The organism is Saccharopolyspora erythraea (genome assembly GCF_018141105.1).
Taxonomy (GTDB): Bacteria; Actinomycetota; Actinomycetes; order Mycobacteriales; family Pseudonocardiaceae; genus Saccharopolyspora_D; species Saccharopolyspora_D erythraea_A.
The window spans coordinates 5,100,839-5,124,670 of record NZ_CP054839.1 but is presented as its reverse complement, the minus strand read 5'-3'; the positions used below and the strand labels follow the sequence as shown (position 1 = coordinate 5,124,670).

Here is a 23,832-nt window from a genome sequence, read left to right as displayed (position 1 = left end):
CCGGCACCCGGCACCGCGAAGCGACCGGAAGAAAAAGGGCGCCGTCCTCGACCGGCCTGGGGGTCACCGGGAGGACGACGCCTAACGCATCGTATCCCAACCCGTTGCCCACGTGGAGACCCACGTTCGGTGCGTATCCGCGCGATACCCCGCGCGGTCGCGGTTCCAGGAACGTTCGGGGTCTGAGAGGCCCCCAGGCCCTCTCAGACCTTGTCCACTCTAGCGGACAAGGGGGTGATTCGCGCAAGTGCTCCCGGCGGACGACTTGGCGGGAGTATGGTGGCCACTTGACGATGTGGTCCAAGCCGAGTATCCGCCAGGGCGGACGCCGGGTGGGGCTGGGCCACGGGGGAATGACCGTTGAGCGTGAGGAACCGAGGATGACCCCGGAACGCGGCGGTGAGCGCAGACCGGCCGGGTCGCGACTGGATGCGAAGCTCGACCACCTGATCACCACGCTGTACCCGGACCGGCAGTCCCGGCCGGGTTTCGCCAAGCTGGCCGCCGAGATCCGCAGGCAGACCGGCGAGCCGATGTCGAGCACCTACCTGTGGGAGCTGGCGACCGGACGCAAGAGCAACCTCACCCAGGGCACGCTGAGCACGCTGGCCAAGTTCTTCGGCGTGCCAGGTGAGTACTTCCTCGACGACGAGGTGGAGTCCAAGGTCAACGCCCAGCTCGACCTGGCCATCGCGCTGCGCAACCAGAAGGTGCGCTCCATCGCGCTGCGGGCCGACGGGCTCTCCGACGACACCCTCAGCGCCGTGCTGGCGATGCTCTCCGAGGCGCGCAAGATCGAGCGCCTGGAGCCGCTGGACGAGGAGGCGGGGCAGGCTCCGGAAGGCGGCTAGCCATGTACAACGCCCGGTGCCGGCGGCACGATGGGTTCCGCAGATGCCCGATCGGGAACGACAGCGAGACGATGGCGATGGACGGCAGCTACAGGCGGTGCCAGGAACTGGTCAACGGGCTCACCCTGCCCCGGCCGTTCTCGGCGATGGGGCTGGTGGAGACGCTGGCCGAGCAGCGGGGGCGGCCCATCCACGTGCGCACGCTGCCCGGCCGCTTCACGGTCAACGCCTGCGGCGCGTGGGTGCGCCTGGCCGACAGCGACGTGATCTTCATCGAGGCGCGCACCACCCGGCTGCACCGCGACCACATCCTGCTGCATGAGATCGGTCATATCATCTGCGAGCACGGTGACGGTTCGATGACCGGGCGCGAGATGCTGAGCCGGTTGCTGCCCGACCTCTCCCCGCAGCTCGTCGAGCGGCTGCTGACCCGCACCGGTTATTCCACGGCGGAGGAGAAGGAGGCGGAGCTGGTGGCGAGCCTGATCAGGACGGCCGCGCGCACACCGAGCGCGACGGGGGTGCTGGGCGAGCTGGAGGCGGCGCTCGGCGTCCCGGGCGGGACGGCATGACGCTGGCCGCCCTCAAGCAGCTCGGCGCCGACGCGCTGCTGGTGGGGGCCGTCGCGCTGTGGATCGCGATCCTGGTCCGGCTGCCCTCGGCGATCCGCTCGCCGCAGTCGCGCCGGTTGCTCGTCGCCGCGATCGGCATCGCCGGGTCGGTCACCGTCTACCTCGACCCGGTCACCGCGCTGTTGCGCAAGACCTACGTCTTCGCCGACAGCTGCGGCATCTTCATGAACCTGTGGGGTGTGCTGAGCTCGGCTTTCATCCTGGACTTCGTGCTCGCCGCGGTGGCCAGGCGCAGGCTGTGGCTGGTCTACGGCAACGCGGTGCTGGTCAGCGTCGCGCTGGTGGTGCTCGACTCGGTCTCGGCGCCGCAGTCGGGCTGCGTCACATCGGTGTCGGTGCCCTGGTACAGCCCGTTCTGGTGGATCCTCAGCGCCGCGCACGTGGCGGCGGTCGCCCCGTGCACGGTGCTGTGCGCCCGCTACGCCCGGCGCGCCGCCTCGTCGGGACCGCTGCGCCTGGGGCTGCGGCTGCTGGCCGCCGGGTTCGCATCCTCGACGTTCTTCTGGGGTCCGGTCATCATCGGGTTCCTGCTGTTCCGCCCGCCGTGGCTGGGTGCGCTGTTCTCGCTCAACATCGCGGTCACGACCTGGCTGATCACCGCGGGCGTGGCGTTGCCGTTGATCCTGCGCGCCCTCGCGGTGCGGACCGGCCGGCGCTCGCTGCGCAGGCTGAAACCGCTGTGGGAGCGGCTGGTCGACGCCACGCCCAGCGTCGCGCTGCCGCAGCACACCGTCGGCGGGCTGCCGAGGTGGTCGGTCGACCTGCGCCTGTACCGGCGGGTGATCGAGATCAGGGACGCGATCCTGATCCTGCGCGACTACGTCGGTGACGACGCGCTGGAGGCCGCCCGCGACCACGTCGGGACCGATCCGGTGCCGGTCGGCGACACCGAGGCCGCGGTGACCGCGTGCTGGCTGGAGGTCGCGATCGCGGCCAAGGCCGCCGGTGACGAGCCCGCCACCTCGGCGTCGGTGCCCGAACCCGAGCACGACCCGTCCGACGACGAGCTGGCTTCGGAGATCCGCTTCCTGGAGGAGGTCGCCCGGGCGCAGCGCTCGGAGTCGGTCCGGCGCTTCGCCGAGCGCCACCGCAGGAGCGGGGAGTCGGCGCGGTCGAGGCAGGAGGCGCGGTGAGCGACGCATCCGGTTACGGCGCGAGCGCGCTGAGCAAGGACCTGCCGGGGGAGCGGGAGCGACTGGGCTCCATCCAGTCCAGTGTGGACGACTTCAGCACCGGGGTGATCCGCGACCTGGGGCTCGCGCCGGACTGGCGCTGCCTGGAGCTGGGCGCGGGCGCGGGCTCGATCGCGCACTGGCTGGCGCGCCACTGCCCGGAGGGCTACGTCGAGGCGGTCGACAACGATGTCCGCTACCTCGACGCGGGGGACGCGGCCAACCTCACCATCACCGAGGCCGACGTCACCGCGGAAGGCTTCGAACCGGGGCGCTTCGACCTCGTGCACGCCCGGTTCCTGTTCTGCCACCTGCCGGAACGCGACGAACTGCTCGCGCGGGCGGTGCACTGGCTCAGGCCCGGCGGCTGGCTGGTGATCACCGATCCCTACCAGCTGCCCGCCGACACCTCGCCGTTCCCGGTGGTCGAGCGGATCATGGCCGCCTACAAGCGCAACTTCGAGCGCCACGGCGCGGACCTGACGTGGGCGCGCGGCCTGCCCGCCCTGCTCGGCTCCAACGGGCTGGGGTCCATCGGGTTCACCGGCAAGCCCGCCTGCATGGGAAACCTGGACCAGGACCGCTGGCGGCCGCTGATCTCGAAGGTGGCATCCGCCATGGTCGCCGACGGCGGGATCGACCGTTGCGATCTCGAGGAGTTCGAGCGGCTGCTGGCCGAGCCCGGCTTCGTCGACATCCCGCAGTTCACCCTCGTGGCCTGGGGCCGAGCACCGCAAGTGGCCTGACGGACCCTCGGGTGCCCGGCCTCACCGGGTTCGGCTACGGGCGGTCTCCGGGCAGCGGGGGCCGCCGCCCGGAGACCGCTCTCTCAACCGCGGACTTCCAGCTCGCTGAGCCCGGTGTGCTCGGGCCCGGCCGGTCCGGTCAGCTCCACCCGGACGTAGCGGGCGAGCCTGCCGCCGGGGATCTGCTGTCCCGCCTCGGTGAACTCCCTGCCGTCGACGGAGGTGAGCAGCCGGAAGCCGGTAGGCGCGGTCTCCGGCCACCGCGGCGTGATGCCGGAGATCCGCTGCGGCGAGCCGAGATCCACCGTCGCCGAACCCTGCGCGCCGTCCAGCGCCCAGGTGGTGGCGGTGTTGCCGTCGACGGCGGCCTCGGCGTACTTGCCGGCTTCCTCGCTGGTCGCGCTCGCGGTCTTGCAGCGCGCCAGGTTGTCGGTCGGCACCAGGTCCGGCCTGCGCGTCTTGAGAGTCAGAGGGGCGTCCCGGCTGACCACGTGCCGCCCGTCCGGTGCCTCCACGGTGAACGGCTCGCCCTTGCGCAGGAGCACCTGCGTCTCGTGCGCGCCCACGCGGACGTCGAAGGTGCGGCCCTGCCAGTGCAGCCCGGTCAGCTCGACGCCGCCGGGCAGCTGCGGCGGGAGCGTCGGGTCGAGCACCACCCGGTCGCCGCGCCACCGCAGCCCGGTCAGGCCGTGGGTGAAGACCTGGGTGTAGCCGCCGGCACCGGTGAGGAAGTTGAACGTCGGCGCGCCGGCGCCCTCACCGGCGCGCTCGCCGCGCGCCTCGGAGAACTGCGCGAACGGGTCCTTCTCGAAGGGCCGGATCGAGCGGTTCAGGTAGGTGTTGGTGGTGCACCCGGGCTCGCCGGTGGCGGCGGCGTCGATCGCGTGCGCCGAGTCGGTCATCGCCGGTCCGTCGGGATCGGTGCGCGGCGCGTAGTAGTCCAGCGTCTTGGCTGCCGCCTCCGGCGGCATCGGCCATTCCAGCGGGTACTGCAGGAGGACGGCGTCGGCCTGCTTGATCTTCTGCCCGCGGTAGCCGTCGTACTGCTGGAAGACCTGCTGCCGCGGGTCGTAGGGGATGCGCAGCCGGTCGGCGATGGTCGTCCACTCCGGCGGAGCCTGCTCGCCGAGCAGCCTCGCGGCCTCGGTCGCGTTGCGCAGGCTCACGGCCGCCCCGGCGTTGGTGAACACGCCGTCGTTGACGCCGTTGCTGTACTCGTCCGGCCCGGCGACGTTGTTGATCGAGTAGCTGCCGTCGGGGTTGGCGGTGACGCGTCCGGCCCAGTACTCGGCGATGCCGCGCAGCACCGGCCAGCCGTGCTCGCGCAGCCAGCGCTGGTCACCGGTGGCCAGGAAGTACTGCCAGGCGGCGAGCGCGACATCGCTCTGCAGGTGGTTCTGGGTCAAGCAGTGCGGCGGATCCCAGCTGTGGCAGTCCTTGCCCAGCTCACCGCTGTCGGCGCTGGTCCACGGGTAGAACGCGCCCTTCTGGCCCACGGAGGCGGCGTTGGCCCGCGCGGCCCCGAGCATCTTCTCCCGGTAGTCCACGACCGAGCGCGCGATGTCCGGGTGCTGGAGCAGCAGGCTGGGATACATCCACAGCTCGGTGTCCCAGAAGATCAGCCCGGCATAGTTGTCGCTGCTCAGGCCGGCGGGCGGGACGCTGAAGCCGTGGTCCTGGCGGATGCTGGACAGGATCGCGTACTTGCTGGAACGCAGGGAGTTCTGCAGGTCGGGTCTGCCGGGAACGCGGATGTCGCTCTCCCACAACCGCTTCCACCGCTCGGCGTGCTCGCCGAACAGCTCGTCCCAGCCCCGGTCGGCGGCCTCGCGAGAGGCGCGCACCGCCGAGGCCGTGTGGTCCGGCGTCGTCACCGAGGTGTCGACCCCGACGAACTTGCTGAACTCGTAGGTCTCACCGCGCTGCGCGGCGAAGCCGAGCCGCTGCTCGGCGTCGAGACCGTCGACCCGCTGCCGCACGGGCTCGGCGTCGACGGCGAAGTCTGCCCGCAACGTCGAGGCGACGGTGCCGGTCGCGCGGACACCGTCGGTCTCGAACCCGACGCGCACCGTGTCGCCCTCGGCGCGCCCGCCGGTCGGGTGCAGCCGGCGCGCGCCCGCGCCGTCGATGGTGCCGCTGACTTCCGCCGCGCCGTCCCAGCGCGGTGTCATCCGCACCCGCACCGCGCCGACGTTGGGGTGCGCGCGGTCGGCGACGACCTCGTAGACCAGGTCGGTGGCCCGGCCGTCGGGTGTGGTCCAGGTCAGCGACGTGCGCACCACGCCGCACTGGAGGTTGACCGCCTGGCGGAAGCCCGAGATCTGCTCCGGCGGCGTGTTCGGACCGAACGCCTGGTCGCCGACCCGGACGTTCACCGTCGACCACGTGGGGATCGCGGCGATGGCGTGCCGCGGCTGGTCGCTCTGCGAGCTCGGCCCCTCGCCGTAGAGGCCGGCGACGAAAGCGCCGTCGAAGCGCGGGGTCTCCAGCGGGAACCCGGTCTTCTCGCCGGTCGCCGCGTATCCGCTGCCGGCGGGCGGCACCCGCTGCGACAGGTAACCGTTCCCGACGAACGCGTGCCGGGTGTAGTCGGAATCGATTCGGTCGGTGGACAGTTCCCAGCCCTGGTCGCTCGCGCAGAGCCCGGACGTCTCCGCCGCGGGGGCCGCGGTCAGCGCGACGGGCACCACGGCGCCGGCCGCCACGAGTAATGCCCCGCCGACGACGCTGACGGCACGGGTCGTTCGCATCGGTCACCTCTTGCTCGGTTCAGAACGAAGTAGTCGGTGACCTAACCTCCCCGGAGACGAAGAGTCAAGAACGGGCTCGTCACTCGCGGCCGGGTCTCCAGCCGTCGGCCCGAGGTTCCGTTTCCGCGCCGCGATCGAGGAAACCGCTGGTCACGGGCTTCGGGTGGGTTGCCCGGCAGATCGTTTCCCGTCAGGTGGGCATATCGGGCGATCAGTGCCCGACGAGAAAATTCGTATGCGAGGAAATGTCCGCGCGGTGGCCCGGTGTCACCGTGCGAACCCGCCGCGTGGTCATGGGGCGGACAGCAGTTCCGAGGTCATCGCGTGCAGGCGCATCGCGTCGGACCGGTCGAACGACCGGCCTGCCAGGCCGACCGGTGCGCCGGCGTTGAACGCGCTCAGCGGCTCGGAGGGCGGCGCGTCGACCAGGGCGACCGCGGGAGCGATGCCGTCGGCGACGGACCTGCCGTTGGCCTTGGCGTGGGCGACGTGCGCGGCCGACTCCGCGTCGTACTCGCCGGAGAAGCTGGTCGACACCATGCCCGGCCCGTACAGCACGTAGCGGGTCCGGGCGCCCGGGTGGTGCGCCGCGAACGCCACGCCGAGCAGGTCGTTGAGCCTGCCGCCCTGGACCATCGCGGTGTTGCCGTGGTAGTCGCCGGCCAGTTCGAGGTCGTCCCAGCGGATCTCGCCGAAGCCGGCGCCCGGCCCGCAGAAGTTGACCACGACCGGCGACTCGGCTTTCTCCAGGTTCGCGAGCAGGCCGTGGCTGAGCACGAACCGGCTCAGGTAGAACAGCGCGAAGCCGTACTCGTGGCCCTCGCCGGTCTGCAGTCTCGTCGCCCGGTAGTGCCGGGCGCACAGCACGAGTGCGTCGATGACGGGGAAGTCGGCCGCGATCCGATCGACGAGCCGCTGGTTCTCGCCGACCAGGCTGAGGTCGGCGGCGATGAAGGTGGCCCGCTCCCGGGCGCCGATTCCGGTCGCGGTGTCGAGGAAATCCCGGCCCTTGCGCTCGTCGCGGCCGACGATGACGACCTGGTCGCCGCGCTCCAGGTAGGTCTGCGCCAGCGCGCGGCCCATGCCGTCCGTTCCGCCGGTGATCACGATGGTCTTCACGGTTCTCCGTCCGGGGTGTTCCTGGGTCCTGGGTGAGGACATGTTTTTGAACCTGCTGGTTCACCGTAGCGGCGCGATCACGCCGAGGGCAACTAGCCAGGCCAATAAATTGAACTAATCGGTTCAATCAGTGGAGCTGGTACGTGCAGTGCTGCGAACTGGGGGCGGTGGCGTGACACTCTGGACATGACGGACCCAGCAGCCTCCACCCCGTGGGTGCGGCGTATCGGGCACGGCGAGTTGCTGCTGCGCCATCGCTACGAGATGGCCAGCATCATCAACGACATCCTCATCGCCTTCTGGTTCATCGCGGGCAGCCTGCTGTTCTTCAGCCCGCTCACCACGACCGCCGGGGTGTGGATGTTCCTGCTGGGCAGCATCGAGCTGGCGATCCGGCCTTCCATCCGCCTGATCCGGCACCTGCACCTGAGGAAGGTGCAGAAGAGCATCACGCACGAGTCCGACCAGGATTTCTGATCGCGTCTACTGTGGACTGGACGGCGGCCGCCGCCGGCTGGGTGCGCTGCGGATCTTTCCGGGGCGATCCGGTGTCCCGCCGGCGGGATCGTCCGTCGTCGGCCCTACCGCCGGAATACCGGCCGCGGTGCGGAGCGTCGGCCACGGAACGTGTAACGGATTCGCGATGCCCCCGATAGCCCCCACGTCCGAGCTCGATTGCTTCCGGCATCGGACTTCTCTTTCACCGAGTGGGGGTTGGATGCAGGAGCCGATGCGGACGCCGCTGGTGCTGCCCGGCGGGATCGGTGCCCGGGGGGCCGTTCGAACGCCGGTGCTCGCCCCACCACCTCCGCGGCCGGCACCGGCGTCGGCCCACTCGACGGTGTGGGAGCGGTGGTACCGCGTCGCGGTGGTCGTCAGCGACCTGCTGGCCACCCTGCTCGCGTGCGGTTCCGGAACGGTGCTGGCCATCGCGTTCGGGCTGTCCGCGGGGCCGCGCACCGCGATCCTCGCGGTACTGGCGTCTTCGGTCGTGCTGTGCAGCCTGTCCGGTTCCTGGAGTCCGCGAATTCTCGGCGAGGGACCGGAGGAGTACCGGCGAGTCGGACGCGGAGTCTTCGCCGCGGGCGTCGCGCTCGCCGTGCCCGGACTGGCCTTCCCGTCCTGGGACGTGCGGCTGTGGGTCTTCGGGGTGCTGCCGCTGCTGGCGGTGCTCGCCGTGCTCCAGCGCTACCTCCTGCGCCGCTACCTGCACAGGGCGCGCGGCACCGGCCGGTGCCTGCTGCCGGTGATCGCAGCGGGAGACCCGCGGACCCTGCGCGACCTGGTCGAGCGGACCAGGCTGCAGCCGCACGTCGGCTGGCGCATCGAGGCGCTGTGCGTCCCGGCCGCGACGGCGGGGCAGGTCAGCGAGATCGAGGGCATCCCGGTGGTCGGCGACGTCGAAGGGCTCGCCGGCCACGTGCGGCGCGGCGGCTACCGGGTCGTCGCGGTCACCGCCGACCAGCACTGGACGCCGCGCCGCTTGCAGCGGCTGGCGTGGGAGCTGGAGGACACTCCGGCCGAGATGGTCGTCGCACCGGTGCTGATGGAGGTCGCCGGACCTCGGCTGCACGTCTCGTCGGTGTTGGGAATGCCGCTGCTGAGGGTCAGCGCTCCCGTGTTCAACGGTGCCCGCCGGATCATCAAGTCGCTCGCCGACTGGGTGAGCGCGTTGCTGCTGCTGGTGTTGCTCGCACCTGCGCTGCTGGTCATCGCCGCCGTGGTGAAGGCGACCGACGGCGGGCCGGTGGTCTACCGCCAGCGCCGCATCGGCCGCAACGGCACGACGTTCACCATGCTGAAGTTCCGCTCCATGGTGGTGGATGCCGACGCGCAGCTGTCGAGGCTCCGGGCGTCCAACGAGGCGGACGGACCGCTTTTCAAGCTGCGCCGCGATCCGCGGGTGACCAGGATCGGTGCGGTGCTGCGCCGCTATTCGCTCGACGAGCTGCCGCAGCTGTTCAACGTGCTGACCGGCCAGATGTCGTTGGTGGGCCCGCGACCGCCGCTGCCGGAGGAGTCCGACGCCTACGACTCCGAGGTGCGCAGGCGGTTGCTCGTCAAGCCCGGCCTCACCGGGCTGTGGCAGGTGAGCGGGCGCAGCGACCTCTCGTGGGCCGAGAGCATTCGGCTGGACCTGCGCTACGTGGAGAACTGGTCGCTCGCGCTCGACGCCGTCATCCTCTGGAAGACGGTGCGCGCGGTGCTCAAGAAGCAAGGCGCCTACTGACGGAGCAGGCACCTGCAGACGAACCAGGTTGCCTGCTGACGGAGCAATGCCCCGCACGCCAAGCAGAATGCCTGCTGACACAGCAGAATCCTTGCGGTTCCGCGGGCACCGTCAGGGCTTTGCCGCGATCTCGGCGATCTCCCGGCGGTAGCGCTGCGGGGCGAAGCGTTCCCGCGCGTGCTCGCGCGCCAGCTCGGCGGCGCGGATGGTTTTCTCCCAGTCGTCGAGCGCACCGCTGATGGCGTCCGCGAGCGCGTCGGGGTCGCCTGCGGGCACGACCGCGCCGAACTCGCCGTGCGCCACGGTTTCGGGCAGGCCCTGCGCGTCGGTCACGATCACCGGCGTCCCGGCGAGCTGCGCCTCCACCGAGGTGTTGCCGAACGGCTCGAAGCGAGAGGGCACCAGCGCGATGTCGGCCCCTCGCAAGGAGTCCCACACGTCGGTCTGGAAGCCGTGGAAGCCGACGACGTCGCCGAGGTCGTGCTCGCGGACCAGATCCTGGAGTTCCCGCTGGTACCACTCGTAACCGGTGAACACCGAGCCGACGAGGTCGAGGGCGACGGCCCGTCCCTGCGCGCGCAGCCGAGCGACGGCGCGGACCGCGACATCGGTGCCCTTGCGGGGAGACAGCCGGCCGACGAGTACCAGGCGCACCGGATCGTGCGGGGCGCGCGGAGCGTTCTGCTCACCGCCGGGTCCCGGAACTCCGTTGTAGACCAGGCGGATCCGCCGTTGCAGGCGGGGGAGGGGCCGCGTGGTCGCGGCCGCGGTGGCCTCGCTGTTGACCACGATGGTCGTCGCCGCCAGCAGCGGCGCGCAGAGCGCGGCGCGGACCGCGCGCGGCGCGCCTTCCTCCGCCTCGTGGACGTGCGCGACGACCGCGTGCCGGGTCACCCGCGCCAGCAGCAACCAGGTCGGCACCGTCACCGTGTTCACGTAGACGACGTCGGCGCGGGTCGATCGCAACAGGCGCAGGGTGGGTACCACCGAACGCGCGCAGTCCCGGAGCAGCCGGATGAATCCACTGGGCCGCAGGGCTGATTTGCGCAGCACGGGCGTCGGGCAGAACACGACTTCCGCGTCCTGCTCCCGGATCGCTCCGGCGAGCGGGCCGTCGCCGGGCAGCGCCACCACGACGCGCCAGCCGGACTCGGCCAGCGCGGTCACCGACTCCAGGAAAACCCGGTCGGAGCCGTAGAGCTCGGCCGAGGGATGGGCCATCAGAGCGGTCCGCAGGGTCACCGCGTCTCCGTTCGGTCGGTCGTCGCGTTCTCGGCGGGTGCTTCGTCCTGCGTCCGGCCTGCCATGCCCGCCCATGCGGCGAGGAGGAAGAGCCAGACGCAGGCGACGTTGGAGGGAGCCCCCAGTCCCTCGGTGAACATCGAGTTGGCGATCAGGCCGGCGATGAGCGCGAGCACGATCATGCGGTCCATCCGCGGCTCGGGACGCACGTCGCGCAGCCGCACCGCCCTGACGATGATGCCGCCGAGCAGGAACAGCCACACCGCCGCACCGAGCAGTCCGGTGTCCACCAGCAGGTTCACCAGGCCGTTGTGCCCGCCGCCGAGGCCGATCTCCTCCAGGAACATCCCTTGCGAAGCGGTGAGGCCGTAGCCGTAGAGCGGGCGCTCGGTGAAAGCGTCGAAGGCGTAGGCCCACAGGTCGGTGCGGGAGTTGAGCGAGGCCAGTCGCTCCGCGGACTCGCCGCGGGCGAAGAAGGACTCGATCTGCTGCCCCAGCGCCAGCCACGCCAGCACGATCCCGACCGACAGCGCCGCGGCCACCTCGATCCGCCTGCGTCCCCGCCACCGCGTCCAGGCGATCGCCAGGACGCCGACGATGGCGCCGAGCGCCGCACCGCGCGTGTTGCTGCCCACCAGGCCCGCGGCGCAGATGCCGAGAAGCAGCAGGTAGACCGGCATCGGCCAGCGCGGTCCCGGACGCGGCAGCTCGTGGCCGAGGACGTAGGCGCTCAGCAGCACGACCGCGATCGCCAGGAACTGGCCTGCGTCCACCGGGTGCAGGTGCAGCCAGGTGAACCTGTCGGGCTGGGTGGGCAGGCGCGGGAACGGCACCACGACGCCGAAGACCACCGAACCCGACACCAGCACCGCGAACCAGTGCGCGACGCGGTGCGGTGCCTCGCGCGGGCAGTGCCGGGCGATCGAGCGGGTCAGTGCCAGCACCACGACCACCTGGCACGCCCGCACCAGGGCGAGTTCCCGGTACGGCGAGTAGAGCGCCGAGAGCACCAGCACGGCGGCGTAGGCGTAGGCCGAACAGGTCAGCCAGTCCGCGCGCCGGATCCGCGACGTCGGTCGGAATCGGAAGAACAAGTAGGCCGCGACCACCGCGTAAGCCGCGATCTCCAGGACGATGAAGACGTCGGGCGAGCCCGAGACCGACTCGTCGTTGGCGCGCAGCCGGAACTTGTACTCGCTGGCGACGATGAGCGCCAGCACGCAGACCGCGGGCCAGCGGTGTGCGGCGGAATCGCCGTCGTGGCGCGGTGTGCGCGCGCGGCGGCGTGCGGTGCTCCAGCTCACGGCCGGTCCTCGGTCGAATGGGTTGGTGTGCGCGGAAGGCGCGGAGGTGGCGCGGTGTAACGACAGCGCGCCTCCGGCATATTACTAGCTGAGCGCACATGTGCGTGAGCCGGACGAATCCGCGCGTCGCGGCGCTGCGCCCGTGCGAGAACGGGCCCGTGGAAGAACGGTGGAGCCGTAGGAATGCGGATTTCAATGATCGGTACCCGTGGCGTGCCCGCGCGCTACGGGGGATTCGAGACCTGCGTCGAGGAGGTCGGCCGGCGGCTCGTGGAACGAGGCCACGAAGTCACCGTGTACTGCCGCAAGGCAGGCGGAGAGCCGCCCGCGGCGGGCAGCCACCTCGGGATGCGGCTGGTGCACCTGCCCGCGCTGCGGCGCAAGACCCTGGAAACCCTGAGCCACACGGCGCTTTCGGCGCTGCACGCGCTGATCGACCCCGCCGACGTCGCGATCGTGTTCAACGCGGCCAACGCGCCGCTGCTGCCGTTGCTGCGGATGCGGCGCACGCCGGCGATCACCCACGTCGACGGGCTGGAGTGGAAGCGGGCCAAGTGGGGCAGGGTCGGCTCCCGCTACTACCGGACCGCCGAAGCGCTCGCCGTGCGGTGGTCCGACGCGTTGATCGCCGACGCGGTCGGCATCCAGGACTACTACTCCGACCGGTTCCGCACCGACACCGACTACATCCCCTACGGCGCCCCGGTTCTCGGTGAGACCGGATCCGACCGGCTCGCCGAGCTCGACCTGCTCCCGCACCGGTACCACCTGGTCGTCGCGCGCTTCGAGCCGGAGAACCACGTGCACGTCGCGGTCGAGGGCTACCTGCGCAGCTCGGCGCGGCACCCGCTGGTCGTCGTCGGCTCGGCGCCCTACGCCGACGAGTACACCGCGCGCGTCACCAGGCTGGCCGCGGGGAAACCGAGCGTGCGGTTCCTGGGAGGGGTGTGGGACCAGGCGCAGCTCGACCAGCTCTACGCCAACGCCCTGACCTACATCCACGGGCATTCCGTCGGCGGCACGAACCCGTCGTTGCTGCGCGCGATGGGTGCGGCCGCCGCGACCTCGGCCTTCGACGTGCGTTTCAACCGCGAGGTCCTGGGTTCGTTCGGCCGGTTCTTCACCACCGCCGGCGACCTGGCCGCGCTGTGCGACGACGCCGAGGCCGACCCGGCGGCGACCGTGCGCCGCGGGCGGGAGCAGGTCGCGTCGCTCAACCGCTACACGTGGGAGGGCGTTACCGACGACTACGAGCGGCTGGCCCTGCGCGTCATGCGGGCGGGCGGCCGTGAGGGCGCGGCGGCCGGGCCGCGTGGTGGCGGATCCGCGTGGAAGCCGTGGAAGGCCAGGAGCGTGGGCGCGGCCGTGGCGGCCACCCCACCCGAGAGCGAGGAAGTGCGATGAGACGGGGAAGCAAGGCGCTGTGCGCCGCGGTCGCGCTGGTCGCGGCCGGCGGTTCGCTGGTGGCGTTACCGGTCACCGGAGCCGCCCAGCCGCCACCGCTGCCGGTCCCGGCGACCGCGGGCGCGCTGCCCGCACCGCAGACCGACGGCATCGTGTTCTCGGTGGCGATCGTCGGCAACACCGTGGTCGCCGGGGGCAGGTTCACCAAGGCGCGGCCCGCGGGTGTGGCGCCGGGCGGTCCGGGCGAGGTCCGGCGCGACAACCTGCTCGCGTTCGACCTGCACACCGGTGAGCTGCTGCCGTGGGCTCCGGTGGTCAGCGGCAGCACCTTCGCCGGGCAGGACCCGGGACCGTTCTGCGAGCCCGCCGGCGGCGGCCGGTGGGTCTGCGACTCGGTGTTCCGAGTCAAGGCGTCGCCGGACGGGCGCAAGGTCTACGTCGGCGGTGACTTCGACAAGATCGACGGGCAGTGGCGTTCCAGGGTCGCGGCGTTCGACGCGGTCACGGGTGCGCTGGACCCGGCGTTCCGGCCGCAGGTGGCGGGACGCGTGCGGGGCCTGTCGGTCACGGCAGACACCGTCTACCTCGGCGGTGGGTTCAACGCCGTCGGCGGCGTGCCGCGCACCCGGCTGGCGGCGGTCTCTGCGAACGACGGCGCGCTGCTGCCGTGGGCGCCGGCGGCCGACCGCGAGGTCTTCGCCGTGCTGGCGGCCCCGGAGCACGGACGCGTCGTCGTAGGCGGGGCCTTCGACCACGTCAACGGCATCTACCAGCACGGGCTCACCGCCGTCGACACCGCGGGCGGGGCCGGCGTGGCGTGGCAGTGGGTCACGCCGTCGGATGCGGACACCATCACCGACCTGGTGACCGACGGCACCGGCACGGTGTACCTGGGTTCCTACAACTGGCGCGGCGGCAACCCCCGCCTGGAAGGGCGGGGCGCGGTGGAGATCGCCACCGGACGCCCGCTGTGGCTGGACGGCTGCTACGGCGACACGCAGGGCGTCGCGGTCGCCGACGGCGTGCTCTACAGCGCCTCCCACACCCACGACTGCTGGGCGATGAACGCGATCCCGGAGAACGGGCCGGTCGACTACCACCGCCTGCTCGCCGAGACCACCGTCGCGACCGGCGCGGCGCAGCGCGACGTCAACCACGTGCGCCGCGGCGACCCGATCCCGGAACTGCTGCCGTGGCTGCCCAACACCAACGGCGGCCCCTCGACCAGTCCGTGGCTCAACGGGCCGTGGACCGTCGACGCCAGGAGCGGCTACGTGGTCGTCGGCGGTGAGTTCACGGTCGTCAACGGCGTGCCGCAGCAGTCGCTGACGAGGTTCGCGGCGCGCGGCGTGCCGGGCGCGGTGAACAACGGGCCGCAGGTCCCGTTCCCGGCCCCGCGGCTGAGCCGCAAGCTCTTCGGCGGCTACAACATCACCTGGACCGGCACCTGGGACGCGCAGAACCGCGAGGTCCGCTACGAGGTGATGCGTGCGGGCACGCCGAAGCCGATCCACGTCACGACCGCGCCGTCCTGGCCGTGGACGGTCTCGGAGATGCGCTTCACCGACCAGCGCCCGCCCCAGGGCAGGGTGGAGTACTGGGTCCGCGCCGTCGACGCCGACGGTGCCGTGCTGAGCAGTCCGCACAGCACCATCGGGTAACCGCGAACCGGCAGAACGCACGAACAGGGCCCGGCGGCAACGGCCGCCGGGCCCTGTTCGCATGTCGCGGGCCTTCGAGGCTGTCGTTGGACTCGCTTTGCTTGGTGGTTCCGGTGGCGGAACCTCAGGCGCCCTCTGACTCCGGGATCTTTCTCTCGCGTATCACCGATGCGGAGGTCCGGCCGTGAGTGCGAACCTCGGCGGGCGGCCCCGGAGGGCCGCCGTGCCGTGGCAGGTCCCGGCATCAGCTCCGCGGGCCGGTGAGCATGCCGATGTCGGGATGCTCGGTCGGGGCCAGGCCCAGCACCTCGGCGATGTCACGGGCCAGCGGCCGCCCGGCCCGGTACCCCGGCGCCTTCTCCCGGAGGCGGTAGTCGCCCTTGCCCGGGTCGCGGAACGGGTCGGGCGCGGGCGGTGCCTGCAGGCTGTGCCGGTCGTGACCGGTCGTCTGCAGGTGCGCCAGCGAGTTGATGGTGACGATCTCGCCCTTGCCCAGCGACCAGGTGGCCAGCGGCCCCTTGCCCTCCTGCCACAGGTAGGCGTTTCCGTCGCTGACCGAGACGAACGGAGCGGGCGGCTTGGGTTGGGGCTTGTGGTCGGCGGACTCCACGAACGGGTTGGGGCCGATGAAGAAGTTGCCGACCAGCTCGGTTCCCGAGGTGATCCACGACAGCCCGAGCTGCTCGCTGTAGGGGTCGGAGCTGGGCGAGCGCGGATCGTTGTAGATGCCCAGCGCCACCGCGTTGCCCACCATCGTGTTGTGGTGCAGGCGAACCCGGTCGGAGCTGGAGATCTTGACCCCGCGCGCCCGGTTGCCGACGACGGTGTTGGACGCGATGATCGCGCGCGCCGACACCTCGTAGTAGATCCCGTTCACCGCGTTGCCCCGGGCGAGGTTGCGGATGACCACCGCGTCGGTGCAGCCGAGGTCGCACCACCACCCGGTCGCGAAGTTGTCGACGAAGGCGTTGTCGGCGACGTACGGGTGCTTGCTGCGGGTGATCTTCGCGCCCGCCGCGCCGATCGCCTCCCCGGAGAGCGCGAAGTGCTCGTTGTTGTTGCGGGCGAAGGTGTTGCCGGTCAGCCGGAGCCGGTCGGCGCGGTTGGCCATGAACCCGACCAGGCCGTTGTCCAAGAACTGGTTGCCCTTGACGGTGCTGTCGGGCTGGAACACCGCCGCGCCGGTGGAGGCCGAGGCGGCGAAGGTGTTGTTCTCCAGCGTGACCGACGGCGCGTTCACCACGACCATCGCACCGCGCTGCCCGTACTCCTGGTTCGAGCCGTAGTGGGCGATCCCGATCCCGCGGATCGCGCTGTGCGCGGCACCGGGCCCGTCGAACTGCAGCAGCCACGGGAACTCCGCGGCCTCCACGAGCTTGCCGCGCGGGTTGTCGCCGATCAGCAGCTCCTTGCGCTTGACGTCGACGTGGAACGTGCCCGCGGTGACCGCGCTGCGCTCACCCACCTGCCGCAGCGGCCTGCCGTCGACGAACACCATGTCCGGCAGGCCCGCCAGCGGGTGGGCGGGGTCGATGATCTCGGGCAGGTAGCAGGTCCGGCACAGCGGCGGGTCCCAGCCGGTGTGCCGCCAGGCGTTGCCGGAGGCCGACCACCGCGAGATCACCCGGCTGCCCTTGAGCCAGACGCGTTCGCGCGGATAGGGCTGGATGGTGAGCTTCTTGCCGACCAGGCCCAGAGTCTCGCGGTAGGTACCCTGCCGCAGCACGATCGTCGTGCCCTGCGGCGCTCGCCGGACGGCCTCACCGAGGGTGCGCAGCGGCGTGGACTCGCCGCCCTGCGCGGAGTCGTCGCCGTCGGTGGCCACGAAGAGGGCACCGGGCGGCACCCGGTACTCGGTCACGGCGACCCGGGCGGGCGGCGTCCCGCCGGCGGGACCGGCCTGGTCCGCGGGCGCGCAGGACATCAGCAGCAGGCCGGCCAGCGCGAGGCACGGCAGCGGTCGCAACGTCGTTCTCATGCCGGCCCCGGTTCCACTTCGCCCGGCACCGGCGCGGTGGCCAGCGAGAGCCGCCGCCGCAGCAGGGTGCTGGAGGTGTGCATGGTGTAGGGGAAGTAGCGGACCTCGGCGCCCACCGCGGACAGCTTCGACTCCAGCTCCCGGGCGCGTGAGGTGCCGCGCCAGTCGTCGCCCTTGAACAGCACGTCGTAGCGCAGCTGCTTCCACATCCGGAACTTGTCGAGGTAGCGGTCCGGGACCGCGTCGGCCACGCAGCGGATGTTGCGCACGATCTCCAGCCGCTCCTCGAACGGGATGACCGGCTTCTTGCCCTTCGCGCGCAGCACGACGGCGTCGGTGACCACCCCGGCCACCAGGTGGTCGCACTCCTGGCTGGCCTGGCGCAGGATGTTCAGGTGTCCTATGTGGAACATGTCGTAGGCGCCGGGCGCATATCCGATGATCGGCACGCTCACCGCCCCCGGCCGGGCGCGACGGGGTCCAGCGACCTCATGTCGCCGAACCACTTCGGCAGCGCCGCCACCAGGAACAGGGCGTTGCACGTGAAGAGCACCCCGTAGCCGGCGGCGAACGCGGCGGGCGACCCCAGCAGCAGGAACACCAGGCACAGCAGCCCGTAGTCGGTCGGCACGACGAGAAGCGAGCGCAGCGTCGACGGGTGCCCCGGCTCCGGCGCCCGCGTCCCGGTGGTCGCCCGGTGCACGCGGCGGAGCTGGTCGTTGAGGATCATCGCGAAGAACATGACGCTCTCGACCGCGCCGTAGGCGATGGGCACCAGCAGCCACGCGGTCGGCAGCTCGGAGAACCGGAAGGCCGAGACCAGCACGGCCACGTGCAGCGTCGCGATCTTGGCGCTGTCGATGACGTGGTCGAGCCACTCGCCGGAGACGCTGCTCGTGCCGCGCAACCGGGCGAGCTGGCCGTCGGCGGAGTCCAGCGCGTAGCCGAGGACCAGGGCCAGCGAGACCGCGATGCCCAGCGGCCACGACGGAGGCAGGAGCAGCACCCCGGTGATCCCGGCGAAGGTGCACAGCGCGCTGACGGCCGTGACCTGGTTCGGCGTGGCACCGACCCGGTAGGCCAGCACGGCGAGATAACCACCCGCCCGGCGGTTGACGAATCTCGAGTACGCCGGGGCTCCCTTCGCCGTCTTCTGCGCTGAGGGCAGCCGCCGTAGCGTTGCGGTGAAGCCGCTTTCCGCGGCGTCGGAGCTGCTCATCTGGTCCTCTCGTCGACGCGTTCCGGGGTGGCCGGATCCGTTGTGGCGGCAGGGTTTCGCCGCCCTCGGTAACTTGACAGGCGATCCGCGCGATCTGAATACTGGAGAATCAGTTTGTCTTCCTCCTGGTTTTCGCGCGCGAAGACTCCGCCCGCGTGCATCGGCTCAGCCACCGGCACCAATCCGGTGCCGGTCGTTGCGCTCAAGCCGTAGTCGCCGCAGGGGCCCGGTGCGTTACCACCGGAGCGCGGACTCACCGGGGGTTTCCTCGTGACACAGAGCGGAATTGACACCGATGGACGACACTGGCCCGGGACCGACGATCTTCGGGGCGTTGTGGCGGTACCGCCGCAGCTCGCTGGCGATCGTGGCGGTGGCCGTACTGGTCAGCTTCGTGGTGGCGCTGGCCGCGGGCGACGGCCGCACGGCCCGGGCGCGCATCGTGCTGCGCGCGCCCGACCAGACCGGCGCGCTGGGCATCGAGCTGACCAGTGAGGCGAGCTTCGTGCGCTACGTCAAGCAGCGCGCGTTGTTCGTCACCTCCGACCGCGTGCTCGGCGCGGCCCGCACCCGTCTCGGCGGACCCGAGACGCTGGAACAGATGCGCTCGGCCATCGCCGCCGAGTCGTCCTCCACCGGTGAGTCGATCGAGATCACCGTCGACGGCCCCGGCTTGGAGCGCTCGGTGCTGATCGCCAACGCGGTGATCGCGGCCTACCAGGACGAGTCGCGCGCCGAGGTGACCGCGGCGACCGAAAAGGCGCTGGCCACCCTCAACACCCAGCGCGGCGCGGTCGTCGCCGAGATCCCCGCGGGCGGCGCGATCGCCACCGCGGCGGGTCAGACGCTCAGCGAGATCGACAAGCAGATGAGCCGCATCGGGGTCGTGGCCAGCCAGTTCGACGACGGTGTGTCCTTCGTGGACCACGCGACGGCCGGTGCGGTCGGCCCGTGGCGCGGGGTCCTGCGCGATGTCGCCATCGGGCTCGCCGTGGGCCTGGTCGTCGCCGCCGCGGTCGCCTGGTTCCGCGCGGACCGCGACCGGCGGGTGCGCCACGCCGGCGACCTGGCGGGTGTGGTGTCCGAGCCGCTGCTCGGCGAGATCGAGACGCTGCCCGCCCAGGCCGTGCCGGCGCTGAGCACGCCGGGCGTGCCACCGCTGCGGTCCTACCAGCTGGTGGCTTCCGGGCTGCGGACGATGGTCGGAACCGGCGTGGTCATGGTGACCGGCGCGTCGTCGGGGGAGGGCGCCACCACGACGACGTTGCAGATCGCCGGTGCCGCCGCCCGCGACGGCCTGCGGGTGCTTGTGGTGGACGCGGCGGTGCGCTCCCGCGACCTGTCCCGGCTGCTTGGGCTCGCCGACTGGCTCGGGCTGACCTCCATCGCCACCGGCGCGGCGTCGCTGGAGCAGGCGACCCACTCGGTGCACATCGGCGACGGCGTCGGTTTCAGCGTGGTGCCCGCCGGGCACGCCCACCGCTACTCCCGCGACCATCTGCGTTCCTCCTCCCTGCGCAAGGTCATCGCGGACATGCGCGCGCGCTACGACCTGGTGCTGGTCGACCTGCCCCCGCTGTCCTCGCAACCGGAGACCACCTCGCTGATCGGGGTCTCCGACGGTGTGCTGGTGACCGTGCGCCGCGAGGGCGACCTGCGGTCGCTGCGCAAGCTGCGCGAGCAGATCCACCTGTTCGGCGGCACGATCACCGGCTACGTGCTCACCTTCACCGGGGCGGACCCGACGCGCCGCGTGGCGGAACCCGCCGTGCCGCAACCGGTTCGGTGACCGCGCTCGCGGCGCCGCTGCGCCGCATCCGGAAGGTCGCGGGCAAAGGTGCGGCGCCGGTGCTCTCGCAGGGCATCACCGCCGGCACCAGCCTGCTGCTGCAAGTGGTGGCGGCCCGCGTGCTCGGGTTGGCGGAGTTCGGTGCCTTCGCGGTGTTCCTGGCGCTGCTGGTCAGTGCGAGCGCGCTGTACACGGGCTGGGTCGGCGACAGCCTCGCCGTCCTCGACCGGCACGACCCGGACACCAGGGCGGCGCTGGTCTCCAGCGCGGCGGGCGGCTGGGCGCTGTTCTTCGCGGCCGGGTGCGGCGCGGGCCTGGTGGTCGGCGACGGCGGGGCGGGCACCGCCGTGGTTTACGCGGCGATGCTGGTCTGCTGGCTGGCCGAGGAAACGGTCCGGCGGCTGCTGATGGCGAGGCTGCGGTTCTGGCAGCTCGTCGTCAACGACGCGTGCTATCTCGTGGGGACGGTGGCGGTGCTGGCACTGCTCGCCGCGACGGGGGAGATCACCCTCGCGTCGCTGTTCGGCGCCATGTGCGCCGGAGCGTGCGCGGCGGTGGTGGTCGGGATCGGGCAACTGCCGCGGGACGAACTGCGGCAGTTGCGTCCCGGACTCGCGGGCATGCGCGCGGTGGCGTCGTTCGCGGCGTGGCGGTCCCTCCAGGCCACACTGCGCCCGGCCGCGCTGCTCGGCTCGCGGGTGCTGGTCTCCGGCGTCGTGTCGCTGGCCGCGGTCGGCGTGCTGGAGGCAGGACGGCTCGTCGTCGCACCGCTGCAGGTCGTCATCAACGGTGCGGGCAGCTTCCTGCTCGCCAACTTCGCCGCCAGGCAACGCGGGGGCGGCGGCACCCGGCTGTCGGCCGACCGCGCCGCCCTGCTGCTGGCGGGCGCCACCGCGGTCGGCGGGACGTTGCCCGCGGTCTTCGCCGGCCCACTGGGCGAGCTGCTGATCGGCCAGCCGGTGGACCCGCTGCTCGTGCTGGGCTGGGTCGCGTACCTGACGGTCTGGGCGGCGGGTCTGCCCTACGTCACAGAGGCAGTGGCGCGGCGGATGTCCAGGCAGGTGTTCACCATCCGCCTGGCCGATTCCGCGGCGGGTCTCGCCACGGCCGCGGCCGTGCTGGTGCTGGGCCTCGGGATCGCCGCGGTCCCGTGGACCATGGCCTGCGGCGGCGTGCTCTCGGCGTGGCGGTTGCGGCGGTCGGCCACGTCCGACGGGCCGGACCACCGCAACCGCTGACGACGACCGTCACCGCAGCTCGACCGCGGCGGTGCCCAGGCCGCTGGGGCCGCGCAGCAACGCGGACAGACCGTGCGACACCGCGTCGTGGCGCAGGTCCTCGTCCTTGTAGCGGACGCATTCCCGGTGCCAGTTCAGGATTCCGGCCATCCAGTCGCGCAGTTCGGCCGCGTACCGGGTGAGCATCGCGCGGGCTTCGTCCGACAGCCCGAAGTCCTCGCACAGCACCGGCAGCTCGTCGTCCACTGTGTACTGGAACTGCTTCATGCGCGCGGTCATCAGGTCACCGACGATGTCGAAGGCGCGGTCCTGGTCGCAGTCCAGGAAGTTGCGCACCACCAGCACCGAGTTGTGGACCTCGCCCTCGTACTCGATCTCCTTGCGGTAGGAGAAGACGTCGTTGAGCATGGTCGCGTAGTCGATCGCGGAGTTCTCCATGTTGCGGATCGTGCGCGTCCGGTAGATCTCCGGCGGCACGGCCTCGCCGTGGGAGAACTTCGCGAGGCTGATGGTGAGGTCCGAACCGAAGGTCCGGCGGCGCATCTCGAAGTAGTCGACGGGATCGGGGATGCGGTTGAGGTGCTGGTTGTGCAACTCCCACAGCCAGCTGTCGATCATCGTGTCGACCGCGGCGCGGAACCTGCGCCGCGCTTCGACGGGCATCGGTCCGGCGGTGCGCTCCCACAGGTCGGCCAACCCCCGCTCCAGCGGAGTGACCGGTGCGGTGGCCGGCACGGACTCGACGGGCATGAGCTCCTTGAGGCGCGCGGTGCACGCCCTGGCGCCGGCCATGTCGAAGGTGCGGCCGAAAACCCGAGGGTAGTAGTCGTCCCCGTAGGTGCCCCACGTCAGCCATGCCGCCGAGAGGTCGAGTTCCTCCGGGGTGGCGTCCGGGTCGAGCCCGGCCGAGCACAGCGGGAGGTCGTAGCCCCGCATCTGGTCCTCGTCCCAGATCCGCGGGACGTCGTCGAAAATGCCCATCGCCCGCGCCCACGCGGCGGTGTTCTCGCGGCAGTCGTCCAGGTGCGGGCTGAGCGCGAGGTCGAAGGGCATGTAGATCTCGGGCATCCGGATCGGGCCCACGGGCTCGTAGGGCACGTGGCTGAAGCTGCGGATGCGTTGCGGCGCGGTGGAAACCAGCGAGTGCACGATGCGTGCCGCGGAGGTGCCCAGTCCGGTCGGCCCGCCGAGCACGGGTTGTGCGGCGGGCGCAGTGTGACCGTCGGGCGTCGGCTGCCCGACTCCCGGTTGGCCCAGAGCTGGTTGGCCGAGTGCTGGTTGGCCGGCGAGTGCGGATTGTTCGACCAGGCCCTCGTTCATGTACCTGCTCGAGCGGATGTGCCACTCTTGCCCGCCGGACTGCCAGTCCTGCAGGCCCTTGACGTAACCGAGAACGGCCAGCCTGCCCTGCGGGTCCACGCCGTTGTCGTCCAGCAGCGCGGGAACCTCGGTCAGCGCGGTGTGCTCGAACTGGTGCAGCCGCGAGGTGAGCAGGTCGTTGACGGTGTCGGCGGCCTGCTGGGTGGAGCAGCCGAGGAACTCCTCGAAGACCAGCACGCTGTTGCTCAGCTCGCCCTCGTCCTGCACCTCGCGCTGGTAGGAGAACAGGTCGTTGCGCAGGTGCACGGCGTCGGAGAACGTGTCGCGCAACACTTGCATCGGCCGTTCGGCCGCGATCGCGGCGGGGACCTCGGCGTCGACGGCGTGCTCGACGAGGTTCGCCGACCACGGGGCGCCCCCGACCTTGCGCCGCATCTCGATGTACTCGATGGGGTTGGAAAGCCGGTTGCGGCTGATGTTGGACAGCTCCCACAGGGACTCGTCCAGCAGGTGCTTGGTGTTCTCGGCGTAGCGGCGCCGCCAGTCGGCGGTCCTGGCGGGCACCGTGCGCTGCCAGAGGTCGGCGAGCCCGCGCTCGACCGGGTTGGCCGGCTCGGCGGTGACCGGGCCCTCGACCGGCATGAACGCGGGCAGGCGGTCGAGGTACTCCTTGGCGCCCGCGAGGTCGGGGTTGCGCTTGTACAGCTCGACGAAGTGGTCGTCGAAGTAGAAGACCCAGACGTACCAGTCGGTGATGAGGTCGAGCATCGGTCCGTCGGCGTCAGGATGGGTGTAGGCGCACAGCAGCGCGTAGTCGTGCGAGTCGAAGTCGTTCTCGTCCCAGATGATCGTCCCCTCCTGCGGGACGTCGATCATGTCCATCGCGTAGGCCCACGTCTTGCTGTGGTCCCGGGCCCGTTCCAGGTTCGGGTTCAGACGTGCCGGGTACGGCATGTAGAACTCCGGTTGCTGGAAAGGCTGCATCGCACGCACCTGACCCTTCTGCTGGCGTCACCGACGCAGGGGACGAAACCAGCCGTTCGGGGGGTGGGCCAATGCCCGAACGAGGTTCCACACGATCGTGAGATCACCATCGCTGAACCGGCCCAGCGGGCATGAACCCGCGGTGCACGGACCTCCGGGTCGCGCGGATGTGATCGATGCGTCGTGGTGTGCG

At 71.4% G+C, this 23,832-nt stretch carries 18 protein-coding genes; 10 read left to right on the top strand and 8 right to left on the bottom strand.

The features are described from left to right. Window positions 1-380: 380 nt before the first annotated feature. The 4 genes from HUO13_RS23085 to HUO13_RS23070 all read left to right on the top strand — a co-directional run bounded on the left by HUO13_RS23085 (window position 381) and on the right by HUO13_RS23070 (window position 3,401). Window positions 381-851 (top strand): hypothetical protein, encoded by a 471-nt coding sequence (locus HUO13_RS23085; RefSeq protein WP_009949070.1) that lies wholly within the window; start codon window positions 381-383, stop codon window positions 849-851. 77 nt (window positions 852-928) lie between these two features. Then, on the top strand, window positions 929-1,423 hold the full coding sequence (locus HUO13_RS23080) for a hypothetical protein (protein ID WP_249123972.1): 495 nt from the start codon (window positions 929-931) through the stop codon (window positions 1,421-1,423). Next, window positions 1,420-2,616, top strand: coding sequence for an MAB_1171c family putative transporter (locus HUO13_RS23075; RefSeq protein WP_211897181.1), 1,197 nt, complete (start codon window positions 1,420-1,422; stop codon window positions 2,614-2,616). The genes HUO13_RS23080 and HUO13_RS23075 overlap by 4 nt, the downstream gene beginning before the upstream one ends. Further along, window positions 2,613-3,401, top strand: a complete 789-nt coding sequence (locus tag HUO13_RS23070) for a class I SAM-dependent methyltransferase (protein ID WP_211897180.1) — start codon at window positions 2,613-2,615, stop codon at window positions 3,399-3,401. The genes HUO13_RS23075 and HUO13_RS23070 overlap by 4 nt, the downstream gene beginning before the upstream one ends. An 83-nt stretch (window positions 3,402-3,484) precedes the next feature. On the opposite strand, the gene HUO13_RS23065 is transcribed toward HUO13_RS23070, so the two are convergent. Both HUO13_RS23065 and HUO13_RS23060 read right to left on the bottom strand, forming a co-directional pair. After that, window positions 3,485-6,151: a glycosyl hydrolase family 65 protein gene (locus HUO13_RS23065; protein ID WP_211897179.1), complete on the bottom strand. Its 2,667-nt coding sequence runs from the start codon at window positions 6,149-6,151 to the stop codon at window positions 3,485-3,487. A 291-nt stretch (window positions 6,152-6,442) separates the two neighbouring features. Further along, window positions 6,443-7,270, bottom strand: a complete 828-nt coding sequence (locus HUO13_RS23060) for an SDR family NAD(P)-dependent oxidoreductase (protein ID WP_211897178.1) — start codon at window positions 7,268-7,270, stop codon at window positions 6,443-6,445. Between the two features lie 186 nt (window positions 7,271-7,456). Between HUO13_RS23060 and HUO13_RS23055 the strand changes: the two genes are divergently transcribed. Together HUO13_RS23055 and HUO13_RS23050 are read left to right on the top strand one after the other, a co-directional pair. Then, window positions 7,457-7,747, top strand: coding sequence for a YrhK family protein (locus tag HUO13_RS23055; RefSeq protein WP_211897177.1), 291 nt, complete (start codon window positions 7,457-7,459; stop codon window positions 7,745-7,747). Between the two features lie 253 nt (window positions 7,748-8,000). Beyond that, entirely contained in the window at window positions 8,001-9,500 is a 1,500-nt protein-coding gene (locus HUO13_RS23050) for a sugar transferase (protein WP_249123971.1), read from the top strand. Between the two features lie 111 nt (window positions 9,501-9,611). Here HUO13_RS23050 and HUO13_RS23045 read toward each other — a convergent pair whose 3' ends face one another. Together HUO13_RS23045 and HUO13_RS23040 are read right to left on the bottom strand one after the other, a co-directional pair. Further along, window positions 9,612-10,742 (bottom strand): glycosyltransferase family 4 protein, encoded by a 1,131-nt coding sequence (locus tag HUO13_RS23045; protein ID WP_249123970.1) that lies wholly within the window; start codon window positions 10,740-10,742, stop codon window positions 9,612-9,614. Next, window positions 10,739-12,046 carry an O-antigen ligase family protein gene (locus HUO13_RS23040; RefSeq protein WP_249123969.1) on the bottom strand — a complete coding sequence of 436 codons (1,308 nt, stop codon included), beginning with the start codon at window positions 12,044-12,046 and terminating at the stop codon, window positions 10,739-10,741. Before HUO13_RS23040 ends, HUO13_RS23045 begins: the two co-directional genes overlap by 4 nt. Before the next feature lie 195 nt (window positions 12,047-12,241). Here HUO13_RS23040 and HUO13_RS23035 point away from each other — a divergent pair, with 195 nt between their 5' ends. Together HUO13_RS23035 and HUO13_RS23030 are read left to right on the top strand one after the other, a co-directional pair. Continuing rightward, on the top strand, window positions 12,242-13,450 hold the full coding sequence (locus HUO13_RS23035) for a DUF1972 domain-containing protein (protein ID WP_249123968.1): 1,209 nt from the start codon (window positions 12,242-12,244) through the stop codon (window positions 13,448-13,450). Beyond that, entirely contained in the window at window positions 13,447-15,111 is a 1,665-nt protein-coding gene (locus tag HUO13_RS23030; RefSeq protein WP_211897174.1) for a hypothetical protein, read from the top strand. Before HUO13_RS23035 ends, HUO13_RS23030 begins: the two co-directional genes overlap by 4 nt. A gap of 244 nt (window positions 15,112-15,355) precedes the next feature. On the opposite strand, the gene HUO13_RS23025 is transcribed toward HUO13_RS23030, so the two are convergent. From HUO13_RS23025 to HUO13_RS23015, 3 genes are read right to left on the bottom strand one after another with little or no spacing between them, the layout of a single operon-like run. Next, window positions 15,356-17,089, bottom strand: coding sequence for a right-handed parallel beta-helix repeat-containing protein (locus tag HUO13_RS23025; protein WP_249123967.1), 1,734 nt, complete (start codon window positions 17,087-17,089; stop codon window positions 15,356-15,358). Further along, complete coding sequence (locus HUO13_RS23020) at window positions 17,086-17,538, bottom strand: adenylyltransferase/cytidyltransferase family protein (protein ID WP_249123966.1); 453 nt, start codon at window positions 17,536-17,538, stop codon at window positions 17,086-17,088. Before HUO13_RS23020 ends, HUO13_RS23025 begins: the two co-directional genes overlap by 4 nt. A gap of 2 nt (window positions 17,539-17,540) precedes the next feature. Next, window positions 17,541-18,308: a CDP-alcohol phosphatidyltransferase family protein gene (locus HUO13_RS23015; protein ID WP_211897172.1), complete on the bottom strand. Its 768-nt coding sequence runs from the start codon at window positions 18,306-18,308 to the stop codon at window positions 17,541-17,543. A 295-nt stretch (window positions 18,309-18,603) separates the two neighbouring features. Between HUO13_RS23015 and HUO13_RS23010 the strand changes: the two genes are divergently transcribed. Both HUO13_RS23010 and HUO13_RS23005 read left to right on the top strand, forming a co-directional pair. After that, complete coding sequence (locus HUO13_RS23010) at window positions 18,604-20,097, top strand: tyrosine-protein kinase domain-containing protein (RefSeq protein ID WP_211897171.1); 1,494 nt, start codon at window positions 18,604-18,606, stop codon at window positions 20,095-20,097. After that, window positions 20,094-21,335 (top strand): hypothetical protein, encoded by a 1,242-nt coding sequence (locus HUO13_RS23005; protein ID WP_249123965.1) that lies wholly within the window; start codon window positions 20,094-20,096, stop codon window positions 21,333-21,335. The genes HUO13_RS23010 and HUO13_RS23005 overlap by 4 nt, the downstream gene beginning before the upstream one ends. Before the next feature lie 9 nt (window positions 21,336-21,344). Here the strand turns inward: HUO13_RS23005 and HUO13_RS23000 are convergent, their stop codons facing one another. Further along, a complete protein-coding gene (locus tag HUO13_RS23000; RefSeq protein WP_211897170.1) occupies window positions 21,345-23,639 on the bottom strand; it encodes a family 2 encapsulin nanocompartment cargo protein terpene cyclase in 2,295 nt (764 codons plus the stop codon). Window positions 23,640-23,832: the final 193 nt, after the last annotated feature.